Annotated in this window: 27 protein-coding genes; 16 read left to right on the plus strand and 11 right to left on the minus strand. The window is 70.4% G+C overall.

Annotated features, from left to right (window positions below):
* The first annotated feature begins 37 nt into the window (after positions 1–37).
* Genes ACIRRY_RS13220 through ACIRRY_RS13240 form a run of 5 tightly spaced genes read left to right on the plus strand, consistent with a single transcriptional unit; the run spans position 38 to position 5,073 of the window.
* Positions 38–1,129, plus strand: coding sequence for a mandelate racemase/muconate lactonizing enzyme family protein (locus ACIRRY_RS13220; protein ID WP_403971538.1), 1,092 nt, complete (start codon positions 38–40; stop codon positions 1,127–1,129).
* Positions 1,126–2,190, plus strand: coding sequence for an ABC transporter permease (locus tag ACIRRY_RS13225; RefSeq protein ID WP_403971540.1), 1,065 nt, complete (start codon positions 1,126–1,128; stop codon positions 2,188–2,190). Before ACIRRY_RS13220 ends, ACIRRY_RS13225 begins: the two co-directional genes overlap by 4 nt.
* On the plus strand, positions 2,187–3,230 hold the full coding sequence (locus ACIRRY_RS13230) for an ABC transporter permease (protein ID WP_403971542.1): 1,044 nt from the start codon (positions 2,187–2,189) through the stop codon (positions 3,228–3,230). The genes ACIRRY_RS13225 and ACIRRY_RS13230 overlap by 4 nt, the downstream gene beginning before the upstream one ends.
* Positions 3,227–4,753 carry a sugar ABC transporter ATP-binding protein gene (locus tag ACIRRY_RS13235; RefSeq protein WP_403971544.1) on the plus strand — a complete coding sequence of 509 codons (1,527 nt, stop codon included), beginning with the start codon at positions 3,227–3,229 and terminating at the stop codon, positions 4,751–4,753. Before ACIRRY_RS13230 ends, ACIRRY_RS13235 begins: the two co-directional genes overlap by 4 nt.
* Positions 4,750–5,073 (plus strand): L-rhamnose mutarotase, encoded by a 324-nt coding sequence (locus ACIRRY_RS13240; RefSeq protein WP_403971546.1) that lies wholly within the window; start codon positions 4,750–4,752, stop codon positions 5,071–5,073. Before ACIRRY_RS13235 ends, ACIRRY_RS13240 begins: the two co-directional genes overlap by 4 nt.
* 37 nt (positions 5,074–5,110) lie before the next feature.
* On the opposite strand, the gene ACIRRY_RS13245 is transcribed toward ACIRRY_RS13240, so the two are convergent.
* Both ACIRRY_RS13245 and ACIRRY_RS13250 read right to left on the minus strand, forming a co-directional pair.
* Positions 5,111–5,833: a GntR family transcriptional regulator gene (locus ACIRRY_RS13245; protein ID WP_403971548.1), complete on the minus strand. Its 723-nt coding sequence runs from the start codon at positions 5,831–5,833 to the stop codon at positions 5,111–5,113.
* 98 nt (positions 5,834–5,931) lie between these two features.
* Positions 5,932–7,506, minus strand: coding sequence for an MFS transporter (locus ACIRRY_RS13250; RefSeq protein WP_403971550.1), 1,575 nt, complete (start codon positions 7,504–7,506; stop codon positions 5,932–5,934).
* A 463-nt stretch (positions 7,507–7,969) separates the two neighbouring features.
* On the opposite strand from ACIRRY_RS13250, the gene ACIRRY_RS13255 reads away from it, so the two are divergent.
* The 3 genes from ACIRRY_RS13255 to ACIRRY_RS13265 are packed head-to-tail and all read left to right on the plus strand — an operon-like array spanning position 7,970 to position 10,110.
* A complete protein-coding gene (locus ACIRRY_RS13255; RefSeq protein WP_403971552.1) occupies positions 7,970–8,812 on the plus strand; it encodes an oxaloacetate decarboxylase in 843 nt (280 codons plus the stop codon).
* Between the two features lie 12 nt (positions 8,813–8,824).
* Complete coding sequence (locus ACIRRY_RS13260) at positions 8,825–9,433, plus strand: flavin reductase family protein (protein WP_403971554.1); 609 nt, start codon at positions 8,825–8,827, stop codon at positions 9,431–9,433.
* A gap of 23 nt (positions 9,434–9,456) precedes the next feature.
* The gene (locus ACIRRY_RS13265) at positions 9,457–10,110 is read left to right on the plus strand and encodes a TetR/AcrR family transcriptional regulator (protein WP_403971556.1); all 654 of its coding nucleotides are present in this window, start codon (positions 9,457–9,459) and stop codon (positions 10,108–10,110) included.
* A gap of 98 nt (positions 10,111–10,208) precedes the next feature.
* On the opposite strand, the gene ACIRRY_RS13270 is transcribed toward ACIRRY_RS13265, so the two are convergent.
* Together ACIRRY_RS13270 and ACIRRY_RS13275 are read right to left on the minus strand one after the other, a co-directional pair.
* Positions 10,209–11,819 (minus strand): MFS transporter, encoded by a 1,611-nt coding sequence (locus ACIRRY_RS13270; protein ID WP_403971558.1) that lies wholly within the window; start codon positions 11,817–11,819, stop codon positions 10,209–10,211.
* A 231-nt stretch (positions 11,820–12,050) separates the two neighbouring features.
* Positions 12,051–12,506 (minus strand): MarR family winged helix-turn-helix transcriptional regulator, encoded by a 456-nt coding sequence (locus tag ACIRRY_RS13275; RefSeq protein ID WP_403971560.1) that lies wholly within the window; start codon positions 12,504–12,506, stop codon positions 12,051–12,053.
* Between the two features lie 229 nt (positions 12,507–12,735).
* Between ACIRRY_RS13275 and ACIRRY_RS13280 the strand changes: the two genes are divergently transcribed.
* Together ACIRRY_RS13280 and ACIRRY_RS13285 are read left to right on the plus strand one after the other, a co-directional pair.
* Positions 12,736–13,704: an alpha/beta hydrolase gene (locus ACIRRY_RS13280; RefSeq protein ID WP_403971562.1), complete on the plus strand. Its 969-nt coding sequence runs from the start codon at positions 12,736–12,738 to the stop codon at positions 13,702–13,704.
* A gap of 304 nt (positions 13,705–14,008) precedes the next feature.
* The gene (locus ACIRRY_RS13285; RefSeq protein ID WP_403971564.1) at positions 14,009–14,749 is read left to right on the plus strand and encodes a maleylpyruvate isomerase family mycothiol-dependent enzyme; all 741 of its coding nucleotides are present in this window, start codon (positions 14,009–14,011) and stop codon (positions 14,747–14,749) included.
* A 7-nt stretch (positions 14,750–14,756) separates the two neighbouring features.
* Here ACIRRY_RS13285 and ACIRRY_RS13290 read toward each other — a convergent pair whose 3' ends face one another.
* Entirely contained in the window at positions 14,757–15,134 is a 378-nt protein-coding gene (locus ACIRRY_RS13290; RefSeq protein ID WP_403971566.1) for a MarR family winged helix-turn-helix transcriptional regulator, read from the minus strand.
* An 87-nt stretch (positions 15,135–15,221) separates the two neighbouring features.
* Here ACIRRY_RS13290 and ACIRRY_RS13295 point away from each other — a divergent pair, with 87 nt between their 5' ends.
* Positions 15,222–16,712 carry an MFS transporter gene (locus ACIRRY_RS13295; RefSeq protein WP_403971568.1) on the plus strand — a complete coding sequence of 497 codons (1,491 nt, stop codon included), beginning with the start codon at positions 15,222–15,224 and terminating at the stop codon, positions 16,710–16,712.
* 72 nt (positions 16,713–16,784) lie between these two features.
* On the plus strand, positions 16,785–17,072 hold the full coding sequence (locus ACIRRY_RS13300; protein ID WP_403971570.1) for a DUF6332 family protein: 288 nt from the start codon (positions 16,785–16,787) through the stop codon (positions 17,070–17,072).
* Here the strand turns inward: ACIRRY_RS13300 and ACIRRY_RS13305 are convergent.
* The 3 genes from ACIRRY_RS13305 to ACIRRY_RS13315 form a co-directional block, all read right to left on the minus strand.
* A complete protein-coding gene (locus ACIRRY_RS13305; protein WP_403971572.1) occupies positions 17,033–17,698 on the minus strand; it encodes a response regulator in 666 nt (221 codons plus the stop codon). The genes ACIRRY_RS13300 and ACIRRY_RS13305 overlap by 40 nt on opposite strands.
* Entirely contained in the window at positions 17,695–18,894 is a 1,200-nt protein-coding gene (locus ACIRRY_RS13310) for a sensor histidine kinase (protein WP_403971574.1), read from the minus strand. The genes ACIRRY_RS13305 and ACIRRY_RS13310 overlap by 4 nt, the downstream gene beginning before the upstream one ends.
* Positions 18,895–19,092: 198 nt before the next feature.
* The gene (locus ACIRRY_RS13315; protein ID WP_403971576.1) at positions 19,093–19,785 is read right to left on the minus strand and encodes a TetR/AcrR family transcriptional regulator; all 693 of its coding nucleotides are present in this window, start codon (positions 19,783–19,785) and stop codon (positions 19,093–19,095) included.
* Positions 19,786–19,957: 172 nt separating this feature from the next.
* Between ACIRRY_RS13315 and ACIRRY_RS13320 the strand changes: the two genes are divergently transcribed.
* Positions 19,958–20,407: a nitroreductase family deazaflavin-dependent oxidoreductase gene (locus ACIRRY_RS13320; RefSeq protein WP_403971578.1), complete on the plus strand. Its 450-nt coding sequence runs from the start codon at positions 19,958–19,960 to the stop codon at positions 20,405–20,407.
* On the opposite strand, the gene ACIRRY_RS13325 is transcribed toward ACIRRY_RS13320, so the two are convergent.
* A complete protein-coding gene (locus tag ACIRRY_RS13325) occupies positions 20,397–21,659 on the minus strand; it encodes a geranylgeranyl reductase family protein (RefSeq protein WP_403971580.1) in 1,263 nt (420 codons plus the stop codon). The genes ACIRRY_RS13320 and ACIRRY_RS13325 overlap by 11 nt on opposite strands.
* Positions 21,660–21,791: 132 nt before the next feature.
* Here ACIRRY_RS13325 and ACIRRY_RS13330 point away from each other — a divergent pair, with 132 nt between their 5' ends.
* Genes ACIRRY_RS13330 through ACIRRY_RS13340 form a run of 3 tightly spaced genes read left to right on the plus strand, consistent with a single transcriptional unit; the run spans position 21,792 to position 24,545 of the window.
* Complete coding sequence (locus ACIRRY_RS13330) at positions 21,792–23,147, plus strand: dipeptidase (protein WP_403971582.1); 1,356 nt, start codon at positions 21,792–21,794, stop codon at positions 23,145–23,147.
* A 31-nt stretch (positions 23,148–23,178) separates the two neighbouring features.
* Positions 23,179–23,475: a DUF1905 domain-containing protein gene (locus tag ACIRRY_RS13335; RefSeq protein WP_403971584.1), complete on the plus strand. Its 297-nt coding sequence runs from the start codon at positions 23,179–23,181 to the stop codon at positions 23,473–23,475.
* Between the two features lie 14 nt (positions 23,476–23,489).
* Positions 23,490–24,545 carry a protein kinase family protein gene (locus ACIRRY_RS13340; protein ID WP_403971586.1) on the plus strand — a complete coding sequence of 352 codons (1,056 nt, stop codon included), beginning with the start codon at positions 23,490–23,492 and terminating at the stop codon, positions 24,543–24,545.
* Here ACIRRY_RS13340 and ACIRRY_RS13345 read toward each other — a convergent pair.
* Positions 24,518–25,588, minus strand: coding sequence for an ABC transporter ATP-binding protein (locus ACIRRY_RS13345; protein ID WP_403971588.1), 1,071 nt, complete (start codon positions 25,586–25,588; stop codon positions 24,518–24,520). The genes ACIRRY_RS13340 and ACIRRY_RS13345 overlap by 28 nt on opposite strands.
* The gene (locus tag ACIRRY_RS13350; RefSeq protein WP_403972267.1) at positions 25,585–26,682 is read right to left on the minus strand and encodes an ABC transporter ATP-binding protein; all 1,098 of its coding nucleotides are present in this window, start codon (positions 26,680–26,682) and stop codon (positions 25,585–25,587) included. Before ACIRRY_RS13350 ends, ACIRRY_RS13345 begins: the two co-directional genes overlap by 4 nt.
* Between the last annotated feature and the right edge of the window lie 12 nt (positions 26,683–26,694).

The following is a 26,694-nucleotide window of genomic DNA, read 5'->3' on the forward strand; positions in this document are numbered from 1 at the left end:
GCCCCCCGACACTCACGACAGAAAACGGAATCGCTGGATGAGCAGCATCATCACGACCGCGACCGCCCGGCTGGTCGACATCGCCGTCGAGCAGGACCGTACAGACGCGGTGCAGTCCTTCGTCAAACAGGAGACGGTCCTGGTCGGCCTGGAGACGGCCGACGGCCTCGCGGGAACCGGCTACTCCTACACGATCGGCACCGGCGGCAGCTCCGTACTCGCCCTGCTGCGCGACCACTTGCTGCCCGCGCTCCTCGGGCAGGACGCCCGCAACGTCGAGGCGCTGTGGCAGCGGCTGTTCGCGCTGACCCGGGCGACCACCACCGGCGCCATCACCTCGCTCGCCCTCGCCGCCGTGGACACCGCCCTGTGGGACGTGCGGTGCAGGCGCGCGGGCGAGCCGCTGTGGCGGCTGGCCGGCGGCCACCACCGGGAGGTGCCGGTCTACGACACCGAGGGCGGCTGGCTCCATCTCGACACCGAGGAACTGGTCAAAGGCGCCCTGCGCGCCCAGGAGTTGGGCTGGGCGGGCGTCAAGATCAAGGTGGGCCGGCCGCATCCCGCCGAGGACGCGGAGCGGTTGCGCGCGGTCCGCGAGGCCGTCGGCCCCTCGCTGCACATCATGACCGACGCCAACCAGTCCCAGACGGCGTCCTCGGTCCTGCGGCTCGCGGCGGCGCTGGAGCCGTACGACCCGTACTGGCTGGAGGAGCCACTGCCCGCGGACGACATCAGCGGGCACGCCCGGCTCGCGGCGGCGACCCACATCCCCGTCGCCGTAGGCGAGTCGATGTACTCGCTCATGCAGTTCCGCAGCTACCTGGAGGCCGGCGCGGCCTCCGTCGTGCAGGTCGACGCGGCCCGGATCGGCGGCATCACACCCTGGTTGAAGGTCGCGCACCTGGCGGAGAGCCACAACGTGATGGTCTGCCCGCACTTCCTGATGGAACTGCACGTCAGCCTGGCCGCGGCCGTACCGAACGGCCAATACGTCGAGTACATCCCGCAGTTGAGGGCCGTGACCCGCACCGAACTGACTATCCGCGACGGCCTGGCGGTGGCCCCCGACACACCGGGCATCGGCATCGACTGGGACCCGGACGCGCTGGACGACCGGAGGGTGGCATGACGACCTCGATCAGCCCGCCGGACACCGTCCCGGAGGAGCGAACGGCACCGCACCGCCTGCCGTTCTGGGTCAACCAGCGGCTCGGCCTGCTGGTGCTGGTCATCGCGCTGAGCGTCCTGTTCGGGGTGCTGCGCCCCGCCTTCGTGGACCAGCGGCTGGTGCTCTTCCCGCTCCTGCGGGACATCGCCACCCTGACCGTCGTCGCGCTCGCGCAGATGGTCGCCCTGTCCGTGGGCCACATGAACCTCGCGGTCGGCCGGATGGCCGCCTTCGGCGCCCTGTTCGCGGGCCTCGGCTACGACCGTCTCGGCGTCCCGATGCAGGTCGGGCTGCTCATGTGTCTGACCGCCGGCGCGGCGATCGGCGCGGTCACCGGCTGGCTGATCGCCCGTACCGGAGTGAGTTCCTTCGTCGTCACCCTGGCCATGGACTTCGCCCTCCTGGGCCTCGTCTCCCTCCTCTACTCGGCCCTCACCGACGACGCCGCCTTCACCACCCACCCCGCCGGCATCGACGCCCTGCGCTCCTACTCCCTCGCCGACATCTGCGCGGGCCCGATCTGCGGCTCCCCCGCCGTCCCGCAGATAGCCCAGTTCACCGTCCTCGCGATGCTCGCCCTCGGTTTCCTCTACGGCGGTACGCGCATCGGCCGCGAACTGCTGCTCACCGGCGCCAATCCGGCCGCCGCGGAGCTGTCCGGCATTCCCACCGGCCGCCGGGTCCTGCTCGCGCACACGCTGTCGGGGCTGCTCGCCGCGCTGGCCGGGTTCATGGCGGCGGCCGGCACGGGCACGTTCCGCGCCTCCATCGGCGACGACTTCATGCTGCCGTCCTTCCTCGGCGCGGTGCTCGGCGGCACCCTCCTCACCGGCGGGGTGGTGTCCGTCCTGGGCACGCTGCTCGGCACCGCCCTGGTCGGTGTGATCCGCAAGGGCCTCGACCTGCTGGGCGTCGGTCTGGAGAGCCTGAACATCTATCTCGGCTGTGTCCTCCTGCTGGCCCTGTCGGCCGACCGGATCCGCACGGTGGTGTCCTATCGCAAGGTGGTGCGCTCGACATGAACCGCTTGAACACCCTCAGCGGGCAAGGGAGTTGGGTCATCGGCGGGCTGCGCCGGTTCTCCCGTTCCACGGCGGCGATGCTGCTGTGCGTGGTCATGGCGGGATACCTGGCACTGGGCATCGCCTCGTCCGGCTCGTTCTTCGAGGGTCCCTCGGTGCGGGTCTTCCTCCAGTATCTGGCCACTCCCATCCTCATCGGGCTGGCCCAGATGGTGGCGCTCTGCGTGGGCCAACTCAACCTCGCCGTAGGCGCGTTGGGCGGCTTCACCGCCTGCCTCATAGGCGTTCTCATGACCGATCACGGAATGCCCGCCGGACTGGCCGTGATCGTGGGCCTGTTGACGGCGACGGCCATCGGACTGGCGACCGGTGTCGCCATCGTCGCCACGCAGATCAACGGGTTCATCGTCACCCTCGCCACGATGACGATCCTGCTGGGCGCGCAGTACCGGCTCACCGGCACCCGTACCGTCGACGGCTACTCGCGCACACTGCGCGACTTCGGCTCGGCGGCGCCGCTGGACATCCCGCTGGTCTTCGTCACCGCGCTCGTCGCGGCGGCGCTGCTGGCCGCCTTCATGTACCGCACGGTCGCGGGCCGGCGGCTCCTCGCCGCGGGCGGCAACCCGCTGGCGGCCCGGCTGTCCGGTATCTCCACCGACCGGCAGATCGTGGCCGCGCACACCCTGTCCGGACTGCTGATCGGGGTGGCCGCGGTGACCGCCACGGCCTCGCTGCCCGGCGTCAACCGCAGCGTCGGCGGCGACTGGCTGCTGCCGAGCTTCGCCGCGCCGATCATCGGAGGCGTGGCGCTCACCGGCGGCTCGATCGCCGTGCTCGGAACGGTCCTCGCGGCCTTCGTGACGCGGCTGATCGACGCCGCGCGGGCGCAGTTCTCGCTGGACCCGAGCTGGGTGAACCTCCTCATCGGCCTGGTCGTCCTGGGTACGGTCGCCGGTGGCCGGCTGCACCAGACCCGCCTGGAGAAGTCCGGGACCCCCGACGGCGCCGTCCTGCCCCGGACTGGAGGTGCCCAGTGAGCGGCACGGTTCTTCTCGACTGCCACGACCTGGTCAAGGTCTTCCCCGGTGTCCGGGCCCTGGACGGCGTCGGACTGACGCTCACCGCCGGCACCGTGCACGCGCTGCTCGGTGAGAACGGCGCCGGCAAGTCCACCCTCATCAAGGTTCTCACCGGGGTGCACTCCCCCGACGGCGGCGAGCTGACCTGGTGCGGCCAACAGGTGCATCTGCGCTCGCCGTTGGAGGCGACCCGTACCGGCATCGGTGTCGTCCACCAGGAACGCAACCTGATCCCGGGCTTCTCGGTGGCGGAGAACATCACCCTGCAGAAGCCTCCTTCCCACCGAGGCCTGGTCGACCGCGAGGCGATGACCGCACCGGCCCTGGCCTGCCTCGCGGAACTCGGCGTCGAGCTCGATCCGCAGCGGCCGGTGCGTGAACTCTCCGTCGCCCAGCAGCAGTTGGTGGAGATAGCCAAGGCCCTCTACACCGAGAGCCGGGCCCTGCTGCTGGACGAACCCACCGCCTCCCTCTCGCCGCAGGAGACGGAGCGCCTCTTCGAGGTGATCCGGCGACTGTCCGCGCGCGGCGCCTGTGTCGTCTTCGTCAGCCACAAACTGGAGGAAGTCTTCGCGGTCTGCGACACGGTCACGGTCCTGCGCGACGGAAAGTCGGTCCTGGAGTCCTCTCCCCTGTCGGACCACACCCATGACGACATCGTCGGCCTCATGGTGGGCCGCGCCCACGCGGCGACCGAGATGCGCCCGCGCACGGTCGACCGCTCTGCCACCCCAACTCTCGTACTGGACAAGGTCTCCACGGCCGGCGGGCACCGTGACATCAGCCTGGAGGTACGGCCCGGGGAGATCGTCGGCCTGTACGGACTGGTCGGTGCCGGGCGCAGCGAGCTGGTGAAGGCGGTGCTCGGCCTCGACCGCGTCACCGGCGGCGAGATCCGGGTGCACGGCAGTCCGGTCCGCATCACCTCACCACGCCAGGCCCTGCACGAGTACGGCATCGGGTATGTCACCGAGAACCGCAAGGAGGAGGGCGTCTTCCTGGAGCAGCCCATCGTCCGCAACATCACGGTGACGGTGTGGAAGAGACTCGCCAAGGCACTCGGGTTCGTCTCGGCACGCGAGGAGCGGGACGTCGCGCAGGATCTCGTCGACCGGCTCGGCATCCGCGTCTCGGGGCTCGGGCAGAACGCCGGTGAACTCTCGGGCGGGAACCAGCAGAAGGTCAGCCTCGCCAAGTGGCTCGCCGCGGACACCCGGTTGCTCGTCATCGACGAACCGACGGTGGGCGTCGACGTCCGCACCAAGCGCGCCTTCCACGAACTGATCTGGGACCTCGCCCGTGACGGCCTGCCCATCCTCCTCATCACCAGCGACCTCGCGGAGATGGTCACCCTCGCGGACCGCGTCGTCGTCATGACGGACCACCGCATCCGCGGCGAGCTCGACAACGACCGCGACTACGACCGCATGAGCGGCCGGATCATCCGCCTGATCCACGACCGTGACGCGGTGCGCTCATGAGGCGCGTGGCTCAGGTCATCGCCGTACGCCCTGAAATGCTGGACGTGTACCGGGAGTTGCACCGCGAGGTGCCCGGGCCGGTGCTCGACCGCATCCGGCGCAGTCATATCTCCAACTACTCGATCCATCTGCTGGGCGACCGTCTGTTCAGCTATTTCGAGTACGACGGCGACGATCTCGCGGCGGACCTGGCGTCGATGGCCGAGGACGAGGCGACCCGGCGGTGGTGGGAGCTCACCGCCCCCTGTCAGGTGCGCGTGCCGGAGGCGGCGCCCGGCGAGTGGTGGGCCACGGCGGACCAGGTGTTCCTCATGGAGTGAGGGAACGGCCTCCAACTCCCGCCTCCGTGGGGGCCGTTCAGGAAGCGGGCTGCTCGCCGTCCTCGATCTGCCGTTCCAGGCTGCGCGTCAGGTGCTCCGTCATCGCCTCGGCCGCCCGCTCGGGGTTGCGGCGCAGCACCGCCCGGACGATCCGCTCGTGCTCGGCGACGGTCGGGCCCTCGGCGCCGACCACCTTGCTGAGCCGGAAGATGTGCAGATGCGCGTGGAGCCGTTCCACCGCGTCCGCCAGCAGCGGCCGGTGCGCGGCCTGTCCGATCGCCTCGTGGAAGCGCTGGTCGAGGGCGGCGAAGTCGCGGTAGGACGCGTACCGTTCGTTCGGGCTGGGGTGGGCCTGCATCTCCTCGACGATCCGCTCGAAGGCGTCGAGTTGGGTCTCGGTGGCGTTCACGGCGGCCAGCGCGGCGGCCCTGGGCTCCAACAGCAGGCGCATTTCGAAGAGTTCGTCGAGTCCCTGGCGGGTCAGCAGTTGTGTGGCCCGGTATCCGGAGAGCGCCCGCTTGACCACCAGGCCGTCGGACTCCAGCCGGGCCAGCGCCTCGCGGACGGGCGTCGGCGAGACCTTGAGGCCGCGGGCGAGCGCTTCGATGCCGACGCGGGCGCCGGGGGCGATCTCGTGGTCCATGACCATCGCCTTGATGCGCTCGTACACACTCTCCGAGAGCGCCTGCCGGACGGGCGGCCCGCTCCGCTCGTCGCCCGCGTCCGGAACCCCGGCCGCGGAAGGACTGTGCGGCGGCATCCCGGCTCCCCCTCAAGGCACTTGGCGTTCCCGACAGTTTACCCAGGTAGACGGGTTGAGGGACCCTCCCGCGGAACTTCCCTGGCCGATTCCGTCGGTCACCCCGCCTCGGCGGCGACCGTCGCCGTTCCCTCCCTCTCCTCGGTCAGGTCGAGGCTGCTGCGCAGGCTGACCGGCTTCAGCAGGATCGCGGCGACCACCGCGAGAACGGCAGCCCCGGCCGAGAGGAGGAAGATCTGCGCGGTGGCGTCGCCGTACGCGACACGGATGATCTCCTGTACGGCGGCGGGCTGCGCGCCGATGTCCGTGACCGCGCCCGTGGTCCGCAGTCCCGTCGAGGCGAGGCCGTGCGCGATCTGGTCCTGGACGTGCCGGGCCAGCACGGCGCCGAGGACGGAGACGCCGATCGTGCCGCCGAGGGAGCGGAAGAACGACACCGTGGAGCTGGCCGCGCCGATGTCCTTCAGGGGCACGGTGTTCTGCACGACAAGCACCAGGTTCTGCAGCGTCATGCCGACCCCCATCCCGACGCACAGCATCGCCACACCCAGCAGGAGCATGGACGTCCTGGAGTCGATGGTGCCGAGCAGGGCGAACCCGACCGTGAGGAGGACGGCGCCGGTGATGATGAACGGCTTGATCTTCCCGCTCCGGCTGATCATCCGCCCCGCGATCGTGGAGGCGATGAGAATGCCGACCATCATCGGGATCGTCAGCAAGCCCGCCTCGGTGGGACTGTGCCCACGGCTGAGCTGGAAGTACTGGCTGAGGAACACCGCGGCACCGAACATGGCCGTACCGACGGAGAGGCTGCCGACGATCGCGAGGGCGGTCGTACGCCGCTTCACGATGGCGAGCGGTACGACGGGTTCGGCGGCCCGCGACTCCACCCACACGGCCGCGCCGATCAGCACCAGCCCACCGCCCACCATGACCGCGGTCTGCCACGAGGCCCAGCCGAAGGAGTTGTCGACGAACGACACCCAGACCAGCAGCACGCTGACCCCCGAGGCGATGAGGGTCGCCCCCAAGTAGTCGATCTTGACGTTCTCACGCCGGAGGACGGGAAGGTTCAGCGTCCGCTGAAGCAGGAACAGCGCTACGGCCGCGATCGGTACGCCGACGAAGAAGCACCAGCGCCAGCCCAGCCACGAGGTGTCGACGATGACTCCGCCGAGCAGCGGCCCGCCGATGGTCGAGGTGGCCGTGACACTGCTCAAGTAGCCGCTGTAGCGGCCGCGTTCGCGGGGCGGGATCATCGCCGCGAGGGTGATCTGGACGAGCGCCTGCACCCCTCCCACACCGACACCCTGGAGGGCACGCGAGGCGATGAGCTGCCCGGCGGTCTGACTCACCCCGGACGCCACGGCACCCAGCACGAAGACGGCGATGGACACCTGCACGAGGGTCTTCTTGCTGAACAGGTCGGCGAGCTTGCCCCAGATCGGCGTGGTCGCCGTGGTGGTGAGCAGCGTCGCGGTGACCACCCACGTGTACTGCGTCTGCGATCCGTGCACCGCCCCGATGATCTTCGGCAGCGCGCTGGAGACGACCGTACTGCTGAGCGTCGACACGAACAGCGCGAGCAGCAGCCCACTGAGGGCCTTCAGCATTGTCCGGCTGACCGCGGGAGATATGTCCGACGGACCCGACTCATTCACTGCCGTGCTCATCAGAGGCACTCCAAGCCACCAGTTCGCTATACGCCATGTATAGCGACTTCGGCTCACCATACATGGCGTCCAGCGACAGGAAACAGTGCCGCCATGGCTGACCTGCCGGGACGCTCCGGTCCGGAGGAGGCGATGGCCGGCGTGCCGCGATGTCGGCAACGACACACACAGGCCACCGACGGAGACGTTCAGCGCCCGGGCGACGGTGGCCGGACCCAGGTCCGGGTCCCACAGCCGACTCGCGGCGTACGCGACGGCCGCCGCCCGCAGTGACTCACGACCCTCACAGCGGGCGGCACTTCGGGCTCCGACGCCTTCGAGCCGCGCGCGCGTCCGCTACGAGCAGCGAGATCTTCGACCATCCCCGCGTCCTCGGAAGAGGCACCCGCGTAACTCCCAAAACATATCCGTCGTTATGCGAGCGCACATCGCCAATCCGCCCAGAAACAAGGGGACTTGCTCCATGCCTCACGGCAGCGCACTGCGCAGCGCGATCGCCACGCCCCGCACCACGCCCCTGATCGGCGTGTACGACATGTACTCGGCTTCGATCGCGGCCCAGCACTACGACGGTTTCTTCGTCTCGGGATTCGGATTCGCGGCGTCCTACTACGGTCTTCCGGACATCGGCTTCATCGCCTGGCCGGACATCGTGGCCTTCACGGAACGGCTCCGCTGGGCCTTCCCCGACCACCACCTGCTGGTGGACATCGACGACGGCTACGGCGACCCGGAGGTGGCCTGTCATGTCGTACGGCGTCTGGAGCAGGCCGGTGCCTCGGGGGTGATCCTGGAGGACCAGAAGCGGCCGCGACGGTGCGGTCATGTGGCGGGAAAGCAGCTCCTGCCGCTCGACGAGTACCTCGACAAGCTCGAACGGGTACTGGACTGCCGGACCGACCTGACCGTCGTCGCGCGAACCGACGCCACCGACGACGCCGAGATCCTCACGCGCGCCAAGGCGCTCGCCGCCACCGACGCCGATGTGGTGCTGGTGGACGGCGTGCGTGACGTCGAGGCGATCCGCCGGATCCGCGACTCCATCGGCGACAAGCCCCTGCTGTTCAACCAGATCGCCGGAGGCCGCTCCCCCCGGTTGTCGCTGGGCGAGTTGGCGGAACTCGGGGTGGACGTGGCGATCTACAGCACCCCCTGCCTCTTCGCCGCGCACGAGGCGATGGACCGGGCCCTGACCGACCTCAAGGCGACGGACGGACGGCTCCCGGCCGGCGGCGACGACCGGATCGGTGTGCCCCAGTCCGTCGAGCTGCTCACCCGCAACCTCCGTACGGGAGCGCACGTCTGATATATCGCTGGTATGCGCACTGAATTCAACCCGGACCGGCTCGAACCCTTCGCGGTCTACCGTCTGCTCACCGCGACCGTCGTGCCACGCCCCATCGCCTGGGTCTCGACCGTCTCCGCCGACGGCGTCGACAATCTCGCTCCCCACTCCTTCTTCACCGTCTCCTCGGTCGCGCCGCCCGTCGTCCAGTTCACCTCGGTCGGCCGCAAGGACTCGCTGCGCAATGTCGAGGCCACCGGGCAGTTCGTGGTCAACCTCGCCCCGGAGTCGCTCATCGACGAGGTGAACAAGACCGCCACGGACTTCCCGGACGGCGTGAGCGAGTTCGACGCCGTGGGAGTGGAGCGCGAGGCCAGTGCGCGGGTGAAGGCACCGCGCGTGGCCCGTTCCCCCGTGGCGCTGGAGTGCGAACTGCACAGCACGCTACGGCTGGGCAACTCCACCGTGGTCTTCGGACGGGTGGTCCATCTCGCGATCGACGAGACGGTCCTGGTCGACGGCCACCCGGACGTCACCCGGCTGCGTCCCCTGGCCCGGCTGGGCAAGGACGAGTGGGGCACCCTCGGCGACGTCGTCGACCTGCGCCGCATCCGATACGCCGACTGGCCCCCGTCGAGTTGAGAGGGCGCTCGTAGACTCAACCCATGCAAGACACTGGGCCGATGGAGTCGACGCCCCGCAAGAACCTGCGCGAAGAACAGAAGATCCTCACGCATCGCCGACTGCTCGACGCGGCCGTCACGGTGTTCACCGAGAAGCCGTTCCTCGACGCACGGATGGAGGACATCGCCCAGGCCGCCGGGGTGACACGGGCCACGGTCTACGCCCACTTCCCCGGCAAGGCCGAGATCGTCGACGCCCTGGTGGAGCGGGTCTACGGCTTGATGGGCGAGGCCTACGCCGATCTGGCCGCGCTCCCGTGCTGGACCCGGGCCGACATCCGCACCTGGCTGGACGATGCCGCGGCCCGCTGGCGCGAGATGGCACCGATCCGCCGCGTCGCCAACGCGGCGGCCCCGGCGGCCCTTCGCAGCCTCGGTGAGGGCCGGGTGCAGTACGTCGAGGCGCACGAGCGGTATGTCGCGATGCTCGTCGCTCCCCCGGAGCGTTGGCAGGGCGTCGATCCCGCGGAGGCTCGGCAACGGGCGTTGATGGCCGTACTCCAGACCGAGTCGTTCTTCTCCGCCTGGATCGCCATCGAGTGGCCGCTCAGGACCGCCGACCCCCTGCACCTGCTGGCCGACTCCCTCTGTCATCTCCTCGCCCCCGCGCTGGAGAACGACAGCGCCCTCGACTGACCACACTCCCCAGGTCGACAACAGGACCTACCTCAAGGGCAGTTGTCCCTCGTCACTTGCGACCTGGAGGCAACTGCCCTTGAAACAACAGCCGTTGCTCAGCCGGTAACCGCCACCTCCGCCTCCTGCTCCACCTCGCCATGGGGCGCGCGTGCGCGGATGCCGATCGTGACGAAGGCGACGGCCGCGGCCACCAGCATGCCGATGCCGCCGAGCAGGGCGCAGGTGTGCAGCGCGTCGGTGAAGCTCGCGCCGTAGGCGGCCAGGGCCTGGCCCGTCGCCTCGCCGGTGCCCAGGTGGAGGAAGGCGCCCGCCTGGATGCCGGCGCCGTTGACCATGCCGATGACCTGGCCCTGGTCGGCCGGGGCGAGGCCGGACGCGGCGACGTGTGCGGGCAGGGTGTCCAGGGTGCGGTGGGTGAGAACGACGCCGAAGATGGCGGGGCCCAGGGCGCTGCCGATCTGCCGGAGGGCGCCGTTCGCGGCACCGGCGGTGCTGCCCAGTCGGCGCGGCAGGCTGTTCATCGCGATCGTGGTGACCGGGGCCATCGCCAGCGCGATGCCGATGCCCAACACCGCGATGACCAGGGCCGCTTCGCCGGTGCCGGTGGAGGCGTCGAAGAGGTTGACCAGCAGTGCCCCGATCCCGCCGACGAGCAGACCGGTCACCAGCACGAGGCCGGGCGAGAACCGGTGCATCAGCCGGCCGACCACCGGACCGAGGACGACGGTGAAGCCGTTGAGCGCGATCAGGCGCACTCCGATGTCCCAGGTGGAGGCGTGGTGGACGAGGCCGAAGTACTCGCTGAGCGAGAAGACCAGGCCGACCTGGGCGAACAGGGTGAGCGCCATGACGAACGCGGCCCCGGAGAACGCCGAGGACTTGAACAGCCGCATGTCCAACATCGGGCAGCGCGACCGCAGTTCGACCAGGACGAAGGCCGGCAGCGCGAGGGCGGCCACGACGAACGCGGTTACGACCTCCGCCGAGCCCCAGCCCGGAGCGCCGCCGCCCTCGATGACGCCGTAGACGAGGGCGGTGATGGTGACGACGGCGAGGAGTTGGCCGGGGAGGTCGAGGTGGCGTTCGCGGTCCGAGCGGGAGTCGACCAGGGTGAAGGCGCCGACCAGGACCGTGACGGCGCCGATGGCCAGGGTGGGCAGGAAGATCCAGCGCCAGCTCGCGTGCTCCACGATCACGCCGTTGAAGAGCGGGCCGAGGGTGAGACCGAGGCCGAGGGCGGCCGTCCACAGGGCTATCGCGGCGCCCCGCTTGCGATGGTCGGGGCAGACGTGGCTGATCAGGCCGAGGGTCGCGGGGAGGAGGGCGGCGGTGCCGACGCCGGTGAGTGCCTGGCCGACGCAGACCTGGACGACGCCGTGCGCGGTGAGCGCGACGAGACAGCCGAGACAGGACAGGGCGAGCCCGATCAGGTACATCTTCTTGCGGCCGAAGAGGTCACCGATGACACCGCAGGTCAGGAGCAGGGCCGCGGTCGGCAGGATGAAGGCGTCGGTGATCCACTGGAGCCCGGTGGTGGACGCGTCGAGCGCCTGCTGGATCACCGGCAGCGCGACCGACACACCGACGACCGGCAGGTAGGAGACGAAGACCCCCACACAGGCCAGCACGATGGTGGCGGTGGCGTTACGGGACGGGGCGTCCGGCTGCGGGGGCGGAGGCGAGACTTCGGAGACCAGGGTCGGCATGGCACCTCTAAACGTCGTCGTACAGGGGCGGGTTGACCAGGTGCGCACCGCGCGTGGCGGTGCGTGCGCGGCTACGGCGGGGGTGGCGGTGCCCCATTTCCTTTCCGGAAATCGCTTCGGACCGTATACCGGGGACCCGGTGCTGGAGATGCCGTTGGGACTGCAAACTAAGGTGAACAGCGGTGACGACACACTGCTCCGACAGCCATGAACGCGCAGGTGGCGGGGTGTTCAGCCGGCCGAGACGTTGGCGGTGATCAGCCGGAGGAGCTGCTTGGCCAGGGCGTCCTGATCGGGGGTCAGGCCCATGGCGTCACCGATGGCGAGGGGTACGGCGGCGGCCTGGTCGCGCATCCGGGCGCCGGCGTCGGTGAGGCGGATGGCGACCGAGCGTTCGTCGTCGCGCCGGCGTTCGCGGCGCAGCAGGCCGTTCGTCTCCAGCCGCTTCAGCAGCGGGGAGAGGGTGCTGGATTCGAGTTGCAGCGCGATGCCCAGATCCCGTACGGAGATCGAGTCCTGCTCCCAGAGGACGAGCATGACGAGGTACTGCGGGTAGGTCAGGCCGAGTTCTTCCAGCAGCGGGCGGTAGCGGGCGGTCACCGCGCGGGAGGCCGCGTACAGCGCGAAGCACAACTGGTCGTCGAGGAGCAACGATCCCTCGGCCGGTTCCGCGGCGGCTGGGCTCATGGTGCGACTCCTCGCTCCGGTGCTGCTCCGGGCGCTCTCTTCAGGGCAATCACCACCTTATCGTTCAGGTCCAGCCGATTCTATCGAGCACGCTTAAGTTGTGCACGACTTAGTAGCACGCTACTCTCCTTCTCGTGCCGCACCACCGGCCCGGAGCCGGGTCGGAGGCCGCCCAAATCGGCCTGCGGCACCCGTTCCACCTGCGGCATCCGTTCCGAAGGAGATCGTCATGACCGACAGCACCGCACCCCGTCCCGTCCTCGAACCCGCCGCCCAGGCGTTCGTCGAGGCGACCGCGAACCCGCCGTACCTCTTCGACCTCGCCCCGGCGGAGGGCCGCAAGGCCGTCGACGAGGTCCAGTCCGGCGACATCGCGAAGCCCGCGGTCGACGAGGAGTGGATCACCGTGTCCGGCGGGCCGACCGGACAGGTCAGGGCCCGTATCGTCCGCCCGGCCGGAGTGACCGGCACGCTTCCCGTGATCATCTACATCCACGGCGCCGGCTGGGTCTTCGGCAACGCCCACACCCACGACCGCCTGGTGCGCGAACTCGCCGTGGGCGCGCACGCCGCCGTGGTCTTCCCGGAGTACGACCTCTCCCCCGAGGTCCGCTACCCGGTCGCCATCGAGCAGAACTACACGGTCGCCCAGTGGGTCGTTTCGGAGGGCGCGAGCAAGGGCCTCGACGCCGACCGCATCGCCGTGGCCGGCGACTCGGTGGGCGGCAACATGAGCGCCGCGCTGACCCTCATGGCCAAGGAGCGGGGTGACGTGCCGCTGCTCCAGCAGGTGCTGTTCTACCCGGTCACCGACGCGAGCTTCGACACGGCGTCGTACGACCAGTTCGCCACCGGTTACTTCCTCCGCCGTGACGGCATGCAGTGGTTCTGGGACCAGTACACGACCGACGAGGCCGAGCGCGCGCAGATCACCGCGTCCCCGCTGCGCGCCACGACCGAGCAGCTCACCGGGCTGCCCCCGGCCCTCGTCATCACCGGCGAGGCCGACGTCCTGCGCGACGAGGGCGAGGCCTACGCCAACAAGCTCCGCGAGGCCGGCGTCCCCGTCACGGCCGTCCGCTTCCAGGGCATCATCCACGACTTCGTGATGCTCAACGCCCTGCGCGAGACCCACGCGGCCGAGGCCGCCATCACCCTGGCGACAGACACCCTGCGCAAGGCACTCGCGACCGGCTGATCCACGGCGAGCCCCTCTGCGCCTCGGATACGCGGGTCGGTGCTTGCGGGGGTTTGGGGCGCAGGGGGAAAAGGGCGCGACCGTTCGGCAGTTCGGCAGTTCGGCAGTTCGGCAGTTCGGCAGTTCGGCAGTTCGGGCCAACGTGCCGCTCCCTGCGAGCGCGACGCGCCCAACTGCGCACCGGCATCCGGGAGTTCGCGGCGGCCCGCCTCCCGGAGCGCGGGACGCGTGCCACGCCCCCGCAGGAGCACCGGGCACCTGGCGCCCCGCCCTCGACCACCTTCCGTACGGCACACTCGGCCCCATGGACACCGATACGTTCGTACGGACCCTCGACCGGGAGGGCGAGCTGCTGGCCTCGGCCGCCGAAGCGGCGGGGGTCGGGGCCGAGGTGCCGACCTGTCCGGGGTGGCGGGTGCGGGATCTGCTGCGGCACACGGGGATGGTGCACCGGTGGGCGGCCGGGTTCGTCGCCGAGGGGTACACCGCGTACCACCCCGACGGGGGTCTGCCGGATCTCGACGGGGCCGAGTTGGTGGCCTGGTTCCGGGCGGGGCACCGTTCGCTCGTGGACACCCTCGCCGCCGCCCCGCCCACCCTGGAGTGCTGGCATTTCCTGCCCGCGCCGTCGCCGCTCGCGTTCTGGGCCCGTCGGCAGGCGCACGAGACGACCGTGCACCGGATCGACGCCGAGGCGGCGCGTGGGGGCACGCCCAGCGAGTTCGCGGCGGACTTCGCGGCCGACGGCATCGACGAGTTGCTGCGCGGATTCCACGCCCGCCGCAAGAGCGGGGTCCGCAGCGAGGAGCCCCGGGTGCTGCGGGTGCGCGCGACGGACACGGACGACGCCGTGTGGACCGTACGACTGTCTCAGGAGCCGCCCGCCACCGAGCAGGGCGGCACAGCCGAAGCCGACTGCGAACTGGCCGGTCCCGCCGGGCAGTTGTATCTCGCCCTGTGGAACCGGGCGCCGTTCCCGACCGTCTCCGGTGACCCGTCGGTCGCCGCGCTGTGGCGGGAGAGATCCGCGGTCACCTGGAGCTGACGGGACGTCAGCCGCTCAGCATCTTCGTCAACACCGCGCGCTGCAAAGGGAGTACCTCGCCGTGCAGCGTGCGCCCCTTGTCCGTGAGGGTCACACGGACGCCCCGCCGATCCTCCGCGCACATGCCGCGCTCGACGAGACCGTCCTTCTCCAGCCGGGCGATCAGCCGCGACAGGGCACTCTGACTGAGGTGGACGCGCTCGGAGATCTCCTGGACGCGGAACGCGCAGGACTCGCCGGACAGCACGTCCAGCACCTCGAAGTCGCTGCCGCACAGGCCGTGTTGATGCAGAGCGCGGTCGAGTTCGCACTGTGTGCGGGCATGCAGCGCCAGCATCTCCCGCCACTGGTCCACGAGCGCCTGCTCGGCCTTCTTCGCCGCCATGACAGCGCACCGTAGCAGAGAAACGAGTTTGTTGCATCGGAATTAAATTCTCTTGCATTCGATGCATGTGCATGTAGTCTCTGCCGCATGACTTCTCCGCTCTCCCCTCCGGCGGCCCCCTCCTCGGCGGTCCGCTGGACTCCTCGGCTGTGGGGCACCCTGCTGGTGCTCTGCGCCGCGATGTTCCTGGACGCACTCGACGTGTCGATGGTCGGTGTCGCCCTGCCCTCCATCGGCTCCGAACTCGACCTCTCCACCTCGACGCTCCAATGGATCGTCAGCGGCTACATCCTGGGCTACGGCGGGCTGCTCCTCCTCGGCGGCCGGACCGCCGACCTGCTCGGCCGGCGGCAGGTCTTCCTGGTCGCCCTGGGTGTCTTCGCGGTGGCCTCGCTGCTCGGCGGCCTCGTCGACTCGGGCCCGCTGCTGATCGCCAGCCGCTTCATCAAGGGCCTCAGCGCGGCCTTCACCGCACCGGCCGGCCTGTCGATCATCACGACGACCTTCCCCGAGGGCCCGCTGCGCAACCGCGCCCTGTCCATCTACACCACCTGCGCGGCCACCGGCTTCTCGATGGGCCTGGTGCTCTCCGGCCTGCTCACGGAGGCCAGTTGGCGGCTGACCATGCTGCTGCCCGCGCCGATCGCCCTGTTCGCCCTCCTCGCCGGCCTGAAGCTGCTGCCGCGCAGCGAACGCGAGAAGGACCACAACGGCTACGACATCCCCGGCGCGATCCTCGGTACCGCGTCGATGCTGCTCCTGGTGTTCACCGTCGTACAGGCCCCGCAGGCCGGCTGGGCGTCGGCCCGAACTCTCCTGTCCTTCCTGGCGGTTGCCGTCCTGCTGACCGTCTTCGTCTACGTCGAGCGGCGCTCCGCGGGGCCGTTGATCCGGCTCGGTGTGCTGCGCTCCGGCAACCAGATCCGCGCCCAGCTCGGCGCGATGGCGTTCTTCGGGTCGTACGTCGGATTCCAGTTCCTCGTCACGTTGTACATGCAGTCGCTGCTCGGCTGGTCCGCGCTGCACACGGCGCTCGCCTTCCTGCCGGCCGGAGCGGTGGTGGCGGTGTCCTCCACGAAGGTGGGCTCGATCGTCGACCGCTTCGGCACACAGCGGCTGATCGCCACGGGCTTCGCGCTGATGGTCGTCGGGTACGCGCTGTTCCTGCGGGTCAGCCTCGATCCGGGGTACGCCGCGGTGATCCTGCCGTCGATGCTGCTGATCGGCGCGGCCTGCGCGCTGGTCTTCCCCTCGCTGAACATCCAGGCCACCAACGGGGTCGAGGACCACGAACAGGGCATGGTCTCCGGCCTGTTGAACACCTCGGTGCAGGTCGGCGGCGCGATCTTCCTGGCCGTCGTCACGGCCGTGGTCACCGCGCACGCGCCGACGGAAGCAACTCCGCAGGCGGTGCTGGACAGTTACCGGCCCGGGCTGGTCGTGGTGACGTTCATCGCGCTGGCCGGGCTGCTGATCACGCTGCCGGGGCTGCGCGGCCGTCGTGACCAACAGACCATCGTGGTCGCCAAGTCCACTGTGAAGGAGGCGGAAGCGGAGCGCGTGGCGGTCCGTGACTAGGGGGACGCCTCCCGCGTGTGCGCCCGGCGGAGCCGATTGCTCCGTCGGGGGCGCCCGTGTGAGACTTCCAGGATGAGCATGGCTGGGGGACGGCGCACGCAGGCCGAGCGGGACGCGACGACCGTGGAGATCGGGTACTCGCTGGTCAGCGCGGCGTTCGTGGCGGCGGTGCTCTTCGGGGCCGTCGCCGGACCGGCGCTGCTGTTCGAACTGCCGGGCCTTGTCGAGACGTTGCTGGTGCGCGGGGCACTCCTGCTCGTGCCGGTCGTGTTCCTCGTCCGGGTGGTGACGGTTCTCTACCGGTATCGGCAGGGAGCGAGTCAGCCCAGCCAGCCGGGGCGTACCAACCCCGACTCGTAGGCCAGCACGACCAGTTGGGCCCGGTCCCGGGCGCCGAGTTTCACCATCGTGCGGCTGACGTGGGTCTTCGCGGTCAGCGGGCTGACGACCAGGCGGCGGGCGATCTCGTCGTTGGAGAGGCCGATGCCGACCAGGGCCATCACCTCCCGTTCCCGCTCGGTGAGTTGGGTGAGCGCGTCGGCGGTCGCCGGTTCCTTGGAGCGCGCCGCGAACTCGGCGATCAGGCGGCGGGTCACCCCGGGCGAGAGCAGCGCGTCGCCCTCGACCACCGCCCTTACGGCGCGCAGGAGTTCGTCCGGTTCGGTGTCCTTGACCAGGAAGCCGGAGGCACCGGAGCGGATCGCCTCGAATACGTACTCGTCGAGTTCGAAGGTCGTCAGCATGACCACCTTCACGTCCTCAAGGCCGCCGTCCCCGGTGATCCGGCGGGTCGCGGCCAGGCCGTCGAGCAGCGGCATACGGATGTCCATCAGGACGACATCGGGGCGCAGTTCGCGCACCCTGCGCACGGCCTCCTCGCCGTCGGAGGCCTCGCCCGCCACCTCGATGTCCGGCTGTGCGTCCAGCAGCGCCTTGAAGCCGGCCCGGACCAGAGCCTGGTCGTCGGCGAGCAGTACCCGGATCACCGGTCGTCCTCCTTCGGCGTGACCTTCAACGGCAGTACGGCCAGCACCCGGAAGCCGCCGTCCGGGCGCGGGCCCGCCTCGATCGTGCCACCGAGCGCGGCGGCCCGCTCCCGCATCCCGGCCAGCCCGTTGCCGCTGCCGCCGGCGTCCGCGCCGGTCGCGGGACCGTCGTCGTCGACGCGCAGCCGTAGCGCACCGTCCTCGTGCCCGATGTGCACGCGCGCGTGCCGTGAACCGGAATGTCGTACGACATTGGTGAGGGCCTCCTGGACGACGCGGAAGGCGGCGAGGTCGGTGCCGGGCGACAGGCGGGGCGGTGTTCCGTCGACCGCGACCGCGAGGCCCGCGCTCGCCGCCTGCTGCACCAGTTCGGGCAGCCGGTCCAGGCCGGGGGCCGGGGCGCGCGGGGCGTCACCCGGGGCGCGCAGGCTGTCCAGCACCTGCCGGACCTCGCCGAGCGCCTCCTTGCTGGCGGCCTTGATGGTGGTGAGCGCCGTACGGGCCTGCTCGGGGTCGGAGTCGAGGAGGGCGAGGCCGACGCCCGCCTGGACGTTGATGACGGAGATGCTGTGCGCGAGGACGTCGTGCAGTTCGCGGGCCATCCGCAGCCGTTCCTCGTCGGCGCGGTGGCGGGCCGCCTGGGCGCGCTCCGCACGGTCCCGGACCCACTGATCGCGGCGGGTACGGGCCAGCTCGGAGATCGCCGCGACGGCCACCACCCAGGTGGCGACGGCCAGTTCACGACCCCATGGCATCGCGTGGTCGTGCTGCGGGGGCAGCCAGCGGTAGAGCCAGTGCGCGACCAGAAGGTGCGCCCCCCAGAGCACACCGAGCGCGGACCAGGCCGCCCACCGCCGTCCCGCGACGAGAGCGCTGAAGCAGGCCAGCGCCACGGGAAGGAAGACGGGTCCGTACGCGTACCCGGCGCCGAAGTAGAGCGCGGCGGCCAGCACGGTGCCGAAGGCCACCCCCACGGGATACCGGTGGCGCCACAGAAGCAGCACCGATCCCGCGACGAGCAGCACGCGCGCGTAGAGGTCCAGCGGGACCCGGTCGGGCTGACCGTGCGAGGCGAAGCTGCTGCCGACCAACACGAACAGGATCACCAGCAGCGTGGAGCGCCACGGCCAGCGGGTCGGGGCCGCCTCCCCACCCCACGGCGGCCCGTGGCGCCACCGTACGCGCTGCTCGTCCATACACGTCACGCTAGACGCAGGGCGGCGCCGGGGGCGTCAGCCGAGCGGGGTGATCACGAGTACTTCCCGGGGAGTACGAGCGGCCCCATGAACTCCGGCCCACCACAGCGCCCCTGAATGGGGCGCGGGGCTGTGTCAATATGCGGCTCCGCCGCGCGGGCGCGACCAGCCCCCACCGGGCCGCAGACAAAAAACCACTCACACATCCGCGAGCCCCACCCCCAGCGCAAGCCGTCGCACCGCATGCCGAAAGAACACCTCCCGATCCTCCACCACACGACGAAACTGACCGAACAGCTCAAAGCTGACCAGCCCATACAGCTCGGCCCACGCACCCACCAGGGCCACAGCCACCCCGGGAGGAAGGTCACCGGCAAAGTCCGCGACCATCCGCTCCGCCTCGGCGTGGAGATCGGTCGGCAACGGAGGCTCGGTCAGGGAGCCGCTGCGATGGGCGTCCCGCGCGATACCAATGAGGAGGAGAGCAACGCGGGCGGCCGGCGGGACGGTGGTCTCGGGGGCGACATACCCCGGAACCGGTGAGCCGTAGATCAGGGCGTACTCGTGCGGATGCGCCAGCGCCCACCCCCGTACCGCCTCGCACACGCTCGTCCAGCGCCGCAGCGGGCCCGCGTCGGCCACCTTGGCGTGGGCCGATTCCGCGCTCTCGCCGACTGAGTCGTACGCATCGATGATGAGAGCGGTCAACAGGTCGTCGCGGCTGGGGAAGTACCGGTACAGCGCGGAGGAGACCATTCCCAGCTCACGGGCCACGGCGCGCAGCGAAAGCTTCGCGGCGCCCTCGGCGGCGAGCTGTCTGCGTGCCTCGTCCTTGATGGCCGCGGTGACCTCGATCCTGGCCCGTGCGCGGGCGCCTTGTGTGGTGCTCATACAGGCGAGTGTCGCACGAATTCGGAGCGGTGCACACAAACGAGAGCAGCAGACAGAAAAGAGAGCATCGCTCTTGCACTGGCCCGCCGAGCCGATGCAGACTGTTCACGAGAGCGAGAGCAGTGCTCACAAATGGGAGCCGCGCTCTCCGCAACGAAACCCAGGAGTCGTCATGAGCACCCACGTCCAGAAGCCCGGCTGGTTCACCGTGAACGTCTTCAACCGCGCCGTCGCCTGGTTCACCCGCCGCGGACTCAGCGTCTGGGGTTCCCGGGTGCTGGCGGTCCGCGGCCGGAAGAGCGGCGAGTGGCGGACCACCCCGGTGAACCTGCTGACGGTGGACGGACAGCAGTACCTCGTCGCCCCGCGCGGGCACGTCCAGTGGACGCACAACATGCGCGCGGCGGGCGGCGGTGAGCTGCGGCTCGGCAAGAAGGTGGACACGTTCACCGCGACCGAGGTCACCGGCGACGACAAGGTGCCCCTGCTGCGCGCCTACCTCAAGCGCTGGAAGGCCGAGGTCGGGGTGTTCTTCGGAGGAGTCGGCCCGGACTCCTCCGACGACGAACTGCGCAAGATCGCCCCCGACCACCCCGTGTTCCACGTCACGGTCAGGAGCTGACCTCGCCCTCCTCGGGCTCCTCGGCCGCCACCACCGGTTCCGCGTTCCTGCGGTCGACCGCGGTCAGCGCGCGCTGCGCCATCGGATGGCTGCGGACCAGCTCGCCCAGTGTCGTCGAACCCCGGGTGATGTCCATGAAGGCCTTCCAGGCCGGCCGGAAGCCGGTGAGGGCGGCGTGGAACAGACCGGGGCGTCGCTCGAACATCGCCAGCATGGTCTTGCCGACGCTCATCTCGACGCCGAGTCCCGCCTTGATCGCGAACGCGTAGTTCAGCGCCTGGCGGCGGGTGTCCACGGCGTCGTGCGCCTCGGCGATCCGGACCGCCCACTCCCCCGCGAGCCGCCCCGACCGCAGCGCGAACGAGATGCCCTCGCGGGTCCACGGCTCCAGCAGGCCCGCCGCGTCCCCGCAGACCAGCACCCGGCCGCGCGACAGCGGCGAGTCGTCCGCCCGGCAGCGGGTCAAGTGCCCGGAGGAGATGCTCGGTTCGAAGCCGGCGAGACCGAGCCGGGCGATGAAGTCCTCCAAGTACCGCTTGGTGGCGGCGCCTTCACCGCGCGCGGAGATCACCCCGACCGTGAGCGTGTCCCCCTTGGGGAAGACCCAGCCGTAACTCCCGGGCATCGGGCCCCAGTCGATGAGGACCCGGCCCTTCCAGTCCTCGGCGACGGTCTCCGGCACCGGGATCTCCGCCTCCAGGCCCAGATCCACCTGGTCGGTCTTGACCCCGACGTGCGCCCCTATGCGGCTGGCACTGCCGTCGGCGCCGACGACGGCCCGCGCGAGGACCGTCTCGCCGCCGCTCAGCACCACGGCGACCGTACGCCGGTCCGGCACCGCGGAGCCGTGCTGCTCGACCCGGGTCACGGTGACGCCCGTACGCAGCTCGGCGCCCGCCTTCTGCGCGTGCTCGACGAGCTGCTGGTCGAACTCGGGCCGGTTGATCAGCCCGAACAGCATCTGCCGGGACCGACGGGTCCGGGTGAAACGCCCGTTGTTCGAGAACGTTATGGCGAACACCCGGTCCTTCAACGGCAGTTCGAAGCCGGGCGGAAGGGAGTCGCGCGAAGGTCCGATGATGCCGCCGCCGCATGTCTTGTAGCGGGGCAGCTCGGCTTTCTCCAGCAACAGCACGCGCCGTCCCGCGACCGCCGCCGCATAGGCGGCCGAAGCCCCCGCGGGTCCCGCGCCCACCACGACGACGTCCCACACCCGCTGTTCGTCGCCCGCCGAAGAGTTCTCGCTGCTCACGATGGTCTACTGCTCCCGATCAAGCCGCTGCCGCACCTGTCCCCCGCATCCTACGGCGGACATCGCCCCAGGCCGTTGTGGGAGGATCGACGGCATCATTCGTACAACGTCGCACCCACAAGGAGCGTGCCCATGTCGTCGAATCCGGTCGCCGAGACCGTCGCCTCGCTGATGCCCACGGCGAGGACCGAGCTCACCGAGCTCGTGGCTTTCCAATCGGTGGCGGACTTCGACCAGTTCCCCAAGAGCGAGAGCGAGGGCGCCGCGAACTGGGTCGCCGACGCGCTGCGCACCGAGGGTTTCCAGGACGTGGCCCTGCTCGACACCCCGGACGGCACCCAGTCGGTCTACGGCTGTCTGCCCGGCCCCGAGGGCGCGAAGACCGTGCTCCTGTACGCCCACTACGACGTGCAGCCGCCGCTGGACGAGGCCGGCTGGACGACTCCGCCGTTCGAACTGACCGAGCGCGACGGCCGCTGGTACGGGCGCGGTGCCGCCGACTGCAAGGGCGGCTTCATCATGCATCTGCTCGCGCTGCGGGCCCTCAAGGCCAACGGCGGGGTCCCGGTGCACGTCAAGGTGATCGCCGAGGGCTCGGAGGAGCAGGGCACCGGCGGCCTGGAGCGGTACGCCGAGGAACACCCCGAGCTCCTCGCGGCCGACACGATCGTGATCGGCGACACAGGCAACTTCCGGGTCGGTCTGCCCACGGTCACCTCGACCCTGCGTGGCATGACCATGGTGCGCGTGCGGATCGACACCCTCGAAGGCAACCTGCACTCGGGCCAGTTCGGCGGCGCCGCACCGGACGCGCTGGCCGCGCTGATCCGCGTACTGGACTCGCTGCGCGCCAAGGACGGCTCGACGGCGGTCGACGGGCTCGCGGCGCACGCCACCTGGGACGGACTGGCGTACGACGAGGAGCAGTTCCGCCAGGACGCGAAGGTGCTGGACGGCGTCGAGCTGATCGGTTCCGACGCGGTCGCCGACCGGCTCTGGGCGCGTCCGGCCGTCACGGTCCTCGGCATCGACTGCCCGCCGGTCGTCGGCGCCACCCCGTCCGTGCAGGCCGGTGCCCGCGCACTGGTCAGCCTCCGCGTGCCGCCGGGCGTCGACGCGGCCGAGGCGACCAAGCTGCTCCAGGCCCACCTGGAGGCCCACACCCCGTGGGGCGCCCGCGTCAGCACCGAGCAGATCGGCCAGGGCCAGCCCTTCAGCGCCGACACGACGAGCCCGGCGTACACGGCGATGGCCGACGCGATGGCGGTCGCCTACCCGGGCCAGGAGATGCAGTACGCCGGCCAGGGCGGCTCCATCCCGCTGTGCAACACTCTCGCGGCCCTCTACCCGCAGGCGGAGATCCTCCTCATCGGCCTCAGCGAGCCGGAGGCCCGGATCCACGCGGTCAACGAGAGTGTGTCGCCTGAGGAGTTGGAGCGGCTGTCGGTGGCGGAGGCGCTGTTCCTGCAGAACTACGCGGCCAACTGAGCGCGTTCTGAGGGGTGTTGGGGGGCACGTCATGCGGTTCGTCTTCACCGGCCGGGTGATCGAGTGGCGCGGCCCCTCGCCGTACTACTTCGTCCCCGTACCGGACGAGGAGTCGGCGGACATCCGTGAGGTCGCCACCATGGCCTCGTACGGCTGGGGAGTGATCCCCGTCGAGGCGCGGATCGGTGGGACGGTGTTCACGACGTCGCTCTTCCCCAAGGACGGCGGTTATCTGCTGCCGCTCAAGAACGCCGTGCGGACGCCGCAGGGGCTTGGCGCGGACGACACGGTGGTCGTGGAGATGACCGTCCGACTCGGCGCCGCCTGAACGAGGATGGGGGCATGTCCCGCACCGCGCGCGTCGCCGCCCACAGTGACATCGCCACCTCCCTCGCCCTCCTCTCGGACCACGAGCTCGCCGAACTGGTCGACGCCGGCACGCCGTTGGGGTCCGGTATCGGCGGTCGTTCGGCGCTGATCGAGGTGGACGGCAGAAAGGTGTTCGTGAAGCGGATGCCGCTCACGGACCTGGAGCGGCGAGCGGAGAACGTCCGGTCGACGGCCAACGTGTTCGGGGCGCCCGCCTACTGCCACTACGGCATCGGCGCCCTCCCCAGTCCCGGCTTCGGCGTCTGGCGTGAGCTGGCCGTCCACGAGATGACGACCAACTGGGTGCTGTCCGACCGCTTCTCGGGCTTCCCGCTGCTGCACCACTGGCGGGTCCTGCCCGACCCTGAGCAGCCGCTGCCCGACGAACTCGCCGACGCGGAACGGACCGTGGCCTACTGGGACGCCGGACGGGAGCACATCGAGGCCCTGCGCACGGCGTCCGCGAGCCTCACGCTGTTCATGGAACACCTGCCCCACACCGTCCACGACTGGCTCGCCGAACAGCTCCGCGCCGACGACCCCGACGCCGCCTGCGCCCTCGTCGAGCAAGGTCTCGACGCCGTCACCGGCTTCCTCCGCGAGCGGCAACTCCTGCACTTCGACGTCCACTTCAGGAACATCCTCACCGACGGGCAGCGGCTCTACCTCGCCGACTACGGCCTCGCACTCTCCCCGCGCTTCCGACTCGCGGCGGACGAACGCGACTTCTACGAACGCCACCTCCACTACGACCGCGCCTACGCCTTCTCCTACCTGGTGCACTGGCTCGTCGTGGACCGGTACGGATACGGACCGGACGAGCGCCTGGAGTTCATCCGCGCGTGCGCCGACGGCAAGCAGCCCGAGGGCATCCCCCGTGCGGCTGCCGCGCTCATCTCCCGGTACGCCCGACTCGGCGCGACGGTGGGCGACTTCAACCGACGGCTGAAGGACGAGAGCAGGCTGACTCCGTACCCGTCCGCCGAGGACCTCGGCCTCGACTACAGCAGCTCCACGCTCTCCGCGTAGTGACAGGCGACCGGGTTGCCGCCGCCCCGGTCGACGAGCGCCGGTACCTCCTCGACGCACGACGTCCGTTCGCTGTCGGTGAGTTGGTTCGCGAACTTCGGGCAGCGGGTGCGGAAGCGGCAGCCGCTGGGCGGGCGGACCGGGCTCGGGACGTCGCCCTGGATGGTGATCCGTTTCCGGGCGCGTTCCTTGCGCGGGTCGGGCAGCGGGATGGCGGAGACCAGGGCCTGGGTGTACGGATGTGCCGGGCGGGCGAAGAGCTGGCGGGCCGGGGCGATCTCCACCAGGCGGCCCAGGTACATGACGGCGACCCGGCCGGCCACGTGCCGCATCACCGACAGGTCGTGGGCGACGAAGAGAAAGGACAGGCCGAGTTCGCTCTGGAGGTCCATCAGCAGGTTGAGGACACCGGCCTGGATCGACACGTCGAGGGCCGACACCGGTTCGTCGAGGATGACGACCTTCGGGCGCAGGGCCAACGCCCTTGCTATGCCTATGCGTTGGCGCTGACCGCCGGAGAACTCGTGGGCGAAGCGGTTGCCGTGCTCGGGGTTGAGTCCGACCAGCCGCAGGAGTTCGCTCACCTCGCCGCCCGCCCCGGCCCCGTACCGGCCGTGGATGCGCAGCGGTTCGGCGACGATCTCGTGGACGGTCATCCGGGGGTCCAGGGAGGCGTACGGGTCCTGGAAGACGATCTGCAACTCGCGGCGCAGGGGCCGCATCTGACGTCTGCTCAGCTTCGTCAGATCGTGCTCCCCATAGCGGACCTGGCCCGCTGTGGCCCGTTCGAGGCCGAGGACGGTGCGGGAGATCGTGGTCTTGCCGGAGCCCGACTCCCCGACCAGGCCCAGGGTTTCGTTCTCGTAGAGGTCGAAGGAGACCCCGCACACGGCGTGCACGTCGCCGACACGGCGGCGGATGACTCCCTTGGACATGACCGGGAAGTGCTTGACCAAGTCCCTCACCTGGAGGACCGGTTGGCCGGTGCCGCCGTGGCCGGGCAGCGGCGGCAGGGGGGTGGCGGCCTGCGCGGGCGCGGTCATACGGGGTCCTCCTCGGGGTTCGTGGCGGGCGCCGCGTCGGCGAAGCGGGCCAGGGCCTCGGCGTCCGCGCCGACCGCGTCGAAGACCTGGTCGGCGCCGGTGTCGACGAGTTCGTCGGCGAAGTGGCAGGCGCTGAGGTGGAGGTCGCCGCCGGCCCTGCGCAGGGCGGGTTCGTCCGTGTCGCACACCTCGCGGCGCATGGGGCAGCGGGGTGAGAAGGGGCAGCCGGGTGGCAGGTTGAGCAGGCTCGGCGGTGATCCGGAGATGGGGGTGAGCCGTGCCTCCTCGCGGTCGAGGCGGGGCAGGGAGCCGAGCAGGCCCAGGGTGTAGGGCATGCGCGGGGTGTAGAAGATGTCCTCGACGGAACCGGTCTCCACGATCCGACCCGCGTACATGACGGCGACCCGGTCCGTGTGGCCGGCCACCACACCGAGGTCGTGGGTGATGAGGACGAGGGCCGCGCCGGTCTCGGCGCGGGCGGTCTCCAGGGCTTCGAGGATCTGTGCCTGCACGGTGACGTCGAGGGCGGTGGTCGGCTCGTCGGCGATGATCACGTCCGGGTCGTTGGCCATCGCGATGGCGATGACGACGCGCTGGCGCATCCCGCCGGACATCTCGTGCGGGTAGGTGTCGACGCGCCGCTCGGGGCTGGGGATGCCGACCGTGCCGAGCAGTTCGACGGCCCGTTTGCGGGCGGACTTGTGGGTCATCTCCGGGTTGTGGCGGAGCAGGGTCTCGCTGATCTGGTAGCCCACGTTGTAGACGGGGTTGAGGGAGGTCATCGGGTCCTGGAAGATCATCGCGATGCCGCTGCCGCGCAGGTCGGACAGGCGCGCGTCGGAGAGACCGAGGAGTTCCGTGCCCTCGAAGCGGACCGAGCCGCTCACCTTGGCGCCGGTCGGCAGCAGCCCCATCACGGCGAGGGCGGTCACCGACTTCCCGGACCCCGACTCGCCGACGATGCCCAGCGATTCGCCGCGGTCGAGCCGGTAGCCGACGCCGCGTACGGCCCGTACCGTGCCGTCCTCCGTGCCGAACTCCACGCTGAGGTCCTCGACTTCGAGCACGGCGGACGTCACGGGGACCTCGCGCACTCCATGACTCGT

It is taken from the genome of Streptomyces sp. NPDC101776 (genome assembly GCF_044766845.1).
Classification (GTDB): domain Bacteria; phylum Actinomycetota; class Actinomycetes; order Streptomycetales; family Streptomycetaceae; genus Streptomyces.

Excerpts from the sequence above, each read along its gene's own strand:
- ACIRRY_RS13220 (WP_403971538.1), top strand. The coding sequence starts at position 38 with ATGAGCAGCATCATCACGACCGCGACCGCCCGGCTGGTCGACATCGCC.
- ACIRRY_RS13225 (WP_403971540.1), top strand. The coding sequence starts at position 1,126 with ATGACGACCTCGATCAGCCCGCCGGACACCGTCCCGGAGGAGCGAACG.
- ACIRRY_RS13230 (WP_403971542.1), top strand. The coding sequence starts at position 2,187 with ATGAACCGCTTGAACACCCTCAGCGGGCAAGGGAGTTGGGTCATCGGC.
- ACIRRY_RS13240 (WP_403971546.1), top strand. The coding sequence starts at position 4,750 with ATGAGGCGCGTGGCTCAGGTCATCGCCGTACGCCCTGAAATGCTGGAC.
- ACIRRY_RS13245 (WP_403971548.1), bottom strand. The coding sequence starts at position 5,833 with ATGCCGCCGCACAGTCCTTCCGCGGCCGGGGTTCCGGACGCGGGCGAC.
- ACIRRY_RS13250 (WP_403971550.1), bottom strand. The coding sequence starts at position 7,506 with ATGAGCACGGCAGTGAATGAGTCGGGTCCGTCGGACATATCTCCCGCG.
- ACIRRY_RS13255 (WP_403971552.1), top strand. The coding sequence starts at position 7,970 with ATGCCTCACGGCAGCGCACTGCGCAGCGCGATCGCCACGCCCCGCACC.
- ACIRRY_RS13260 (WP_403971554.1), top strand. The coding sequence starts at position 8,825 with ATGCGCACTGAATTCAACCCGGACCGGCTCGAACCCTTCGCGGTCTAC.
- ACIRRY_RS13265 (WP_403971556.1), top strand. The coding sequence starts at position 9,457 with ATGCAAGACACTGGGCCGATGGAGTCGACGCCCCGCAAGAACCTGCGC.
- ACIRRY_RS13270 (WP_403971558.1), bottom strand. The coding sequence starts at position 11,819 with ATGCCGACCCTGGTCTCCGAAGTCTCGCCTCCGCCCCCGCAGCCGGAC.
- ACIRRY_RS13275 (WP_403971560.1), bottom strand. The coding sequence starts at position 12,506 with ATGAGCCCAGCCGCCGCGGAACCGGCCGAGGGATCGTTGCTCCTCGAC.
- ACIRRY_RS13280 (WP_403971562.1), top strand. The coding sequence starts at position 12,736 with ATGACCGACAGCACCGCACCCCGTCCCGTCCTCGAACCCGCCGCCCAG.
- ACIRRY_RS13285 (WP_403971564.1), top strand. The coding sequence starts at position 14,009 with ATGGACACCGATACGTTCGTACGGACCCTCGACCGGGAGGGCGAGCTG.
- ACIRRY_RS13290 (WP_403971566.1), bottom strand. The coding sequence starts at position 15,134 with ATGGCGGCGAAGAAGGCCGAGCAGGCGCTCGTGGACCAGTGGCGGGAG.
- ACIRRY_RS13295 (WP_403971568.1), top strand. The coding sequence starts at position 15,222 with ATGACTTCTCCGCTCTCCCCTCCGGCGGCCCCCTCCTCGGCGGTCCGC.
- ACIRRY_RS13300 (WP_403971570.1), top strand. The coding sequence starts at position 16,785 with ATGAGCATGGCTGGGGGACGGCGCACGCAGGCCGAGCGGGACGCGACG.
- ACIRRY_RS13310 (WP_403971574.1), bottom strand. The coding sequence starts at position 18,894 with ATGGACGAGCAGCGCGTACGGTGGCGCCACGGGCCGCCGTGGGGTGGG.
- ACIRRY_RS13315 (WP_403971576.1), bottom strand. The coding sequence starts at position 19,785 with ATGAGCACCACACAAGGCGCCCGCGCACGGGCCAGGATCGAGGTCACC.
- ACIRRY_RS13320 (WP_403971578.1), top strand. The coding sequence starts at position 19,958 with ATGAGCACCCACGTCCAGAAGCCCGGCTGGTTCACCGTGAACGTCTTC.
- ACIRRY_RS13330 (WP_403971582.1), top strand. The coding sequence starts at position 21,792 with ATGTCGTCGAATCCGGTCGCCGAGACCGTCGCCTCGCTGATGCCCACG.
- ACIRRY_RS13335 (WP_403971584.1), top strand. The coding sequence starts at position 23,179 with ATGCGGTTCGTCTTCACCGGCCGGGTGATCGAGTGGCGCGGCCCCTCG.
- ACIRRY_RS13340 (WP_403971586.1), top strand. The coding sequence starts at position 23,490 with ATGTCCCGCACCGCGCGCGTCGCCGCCCACAGTGACATCGCCACCTCC.
- ACIRRY_RS13345 (WP_403971588.1), bottom strand. The coding sequence starts at position 25,588 with ATGACCGCGCCCGCGCAGGCCGCCACCCCCCTGCCGCCGCTGCCCGGC.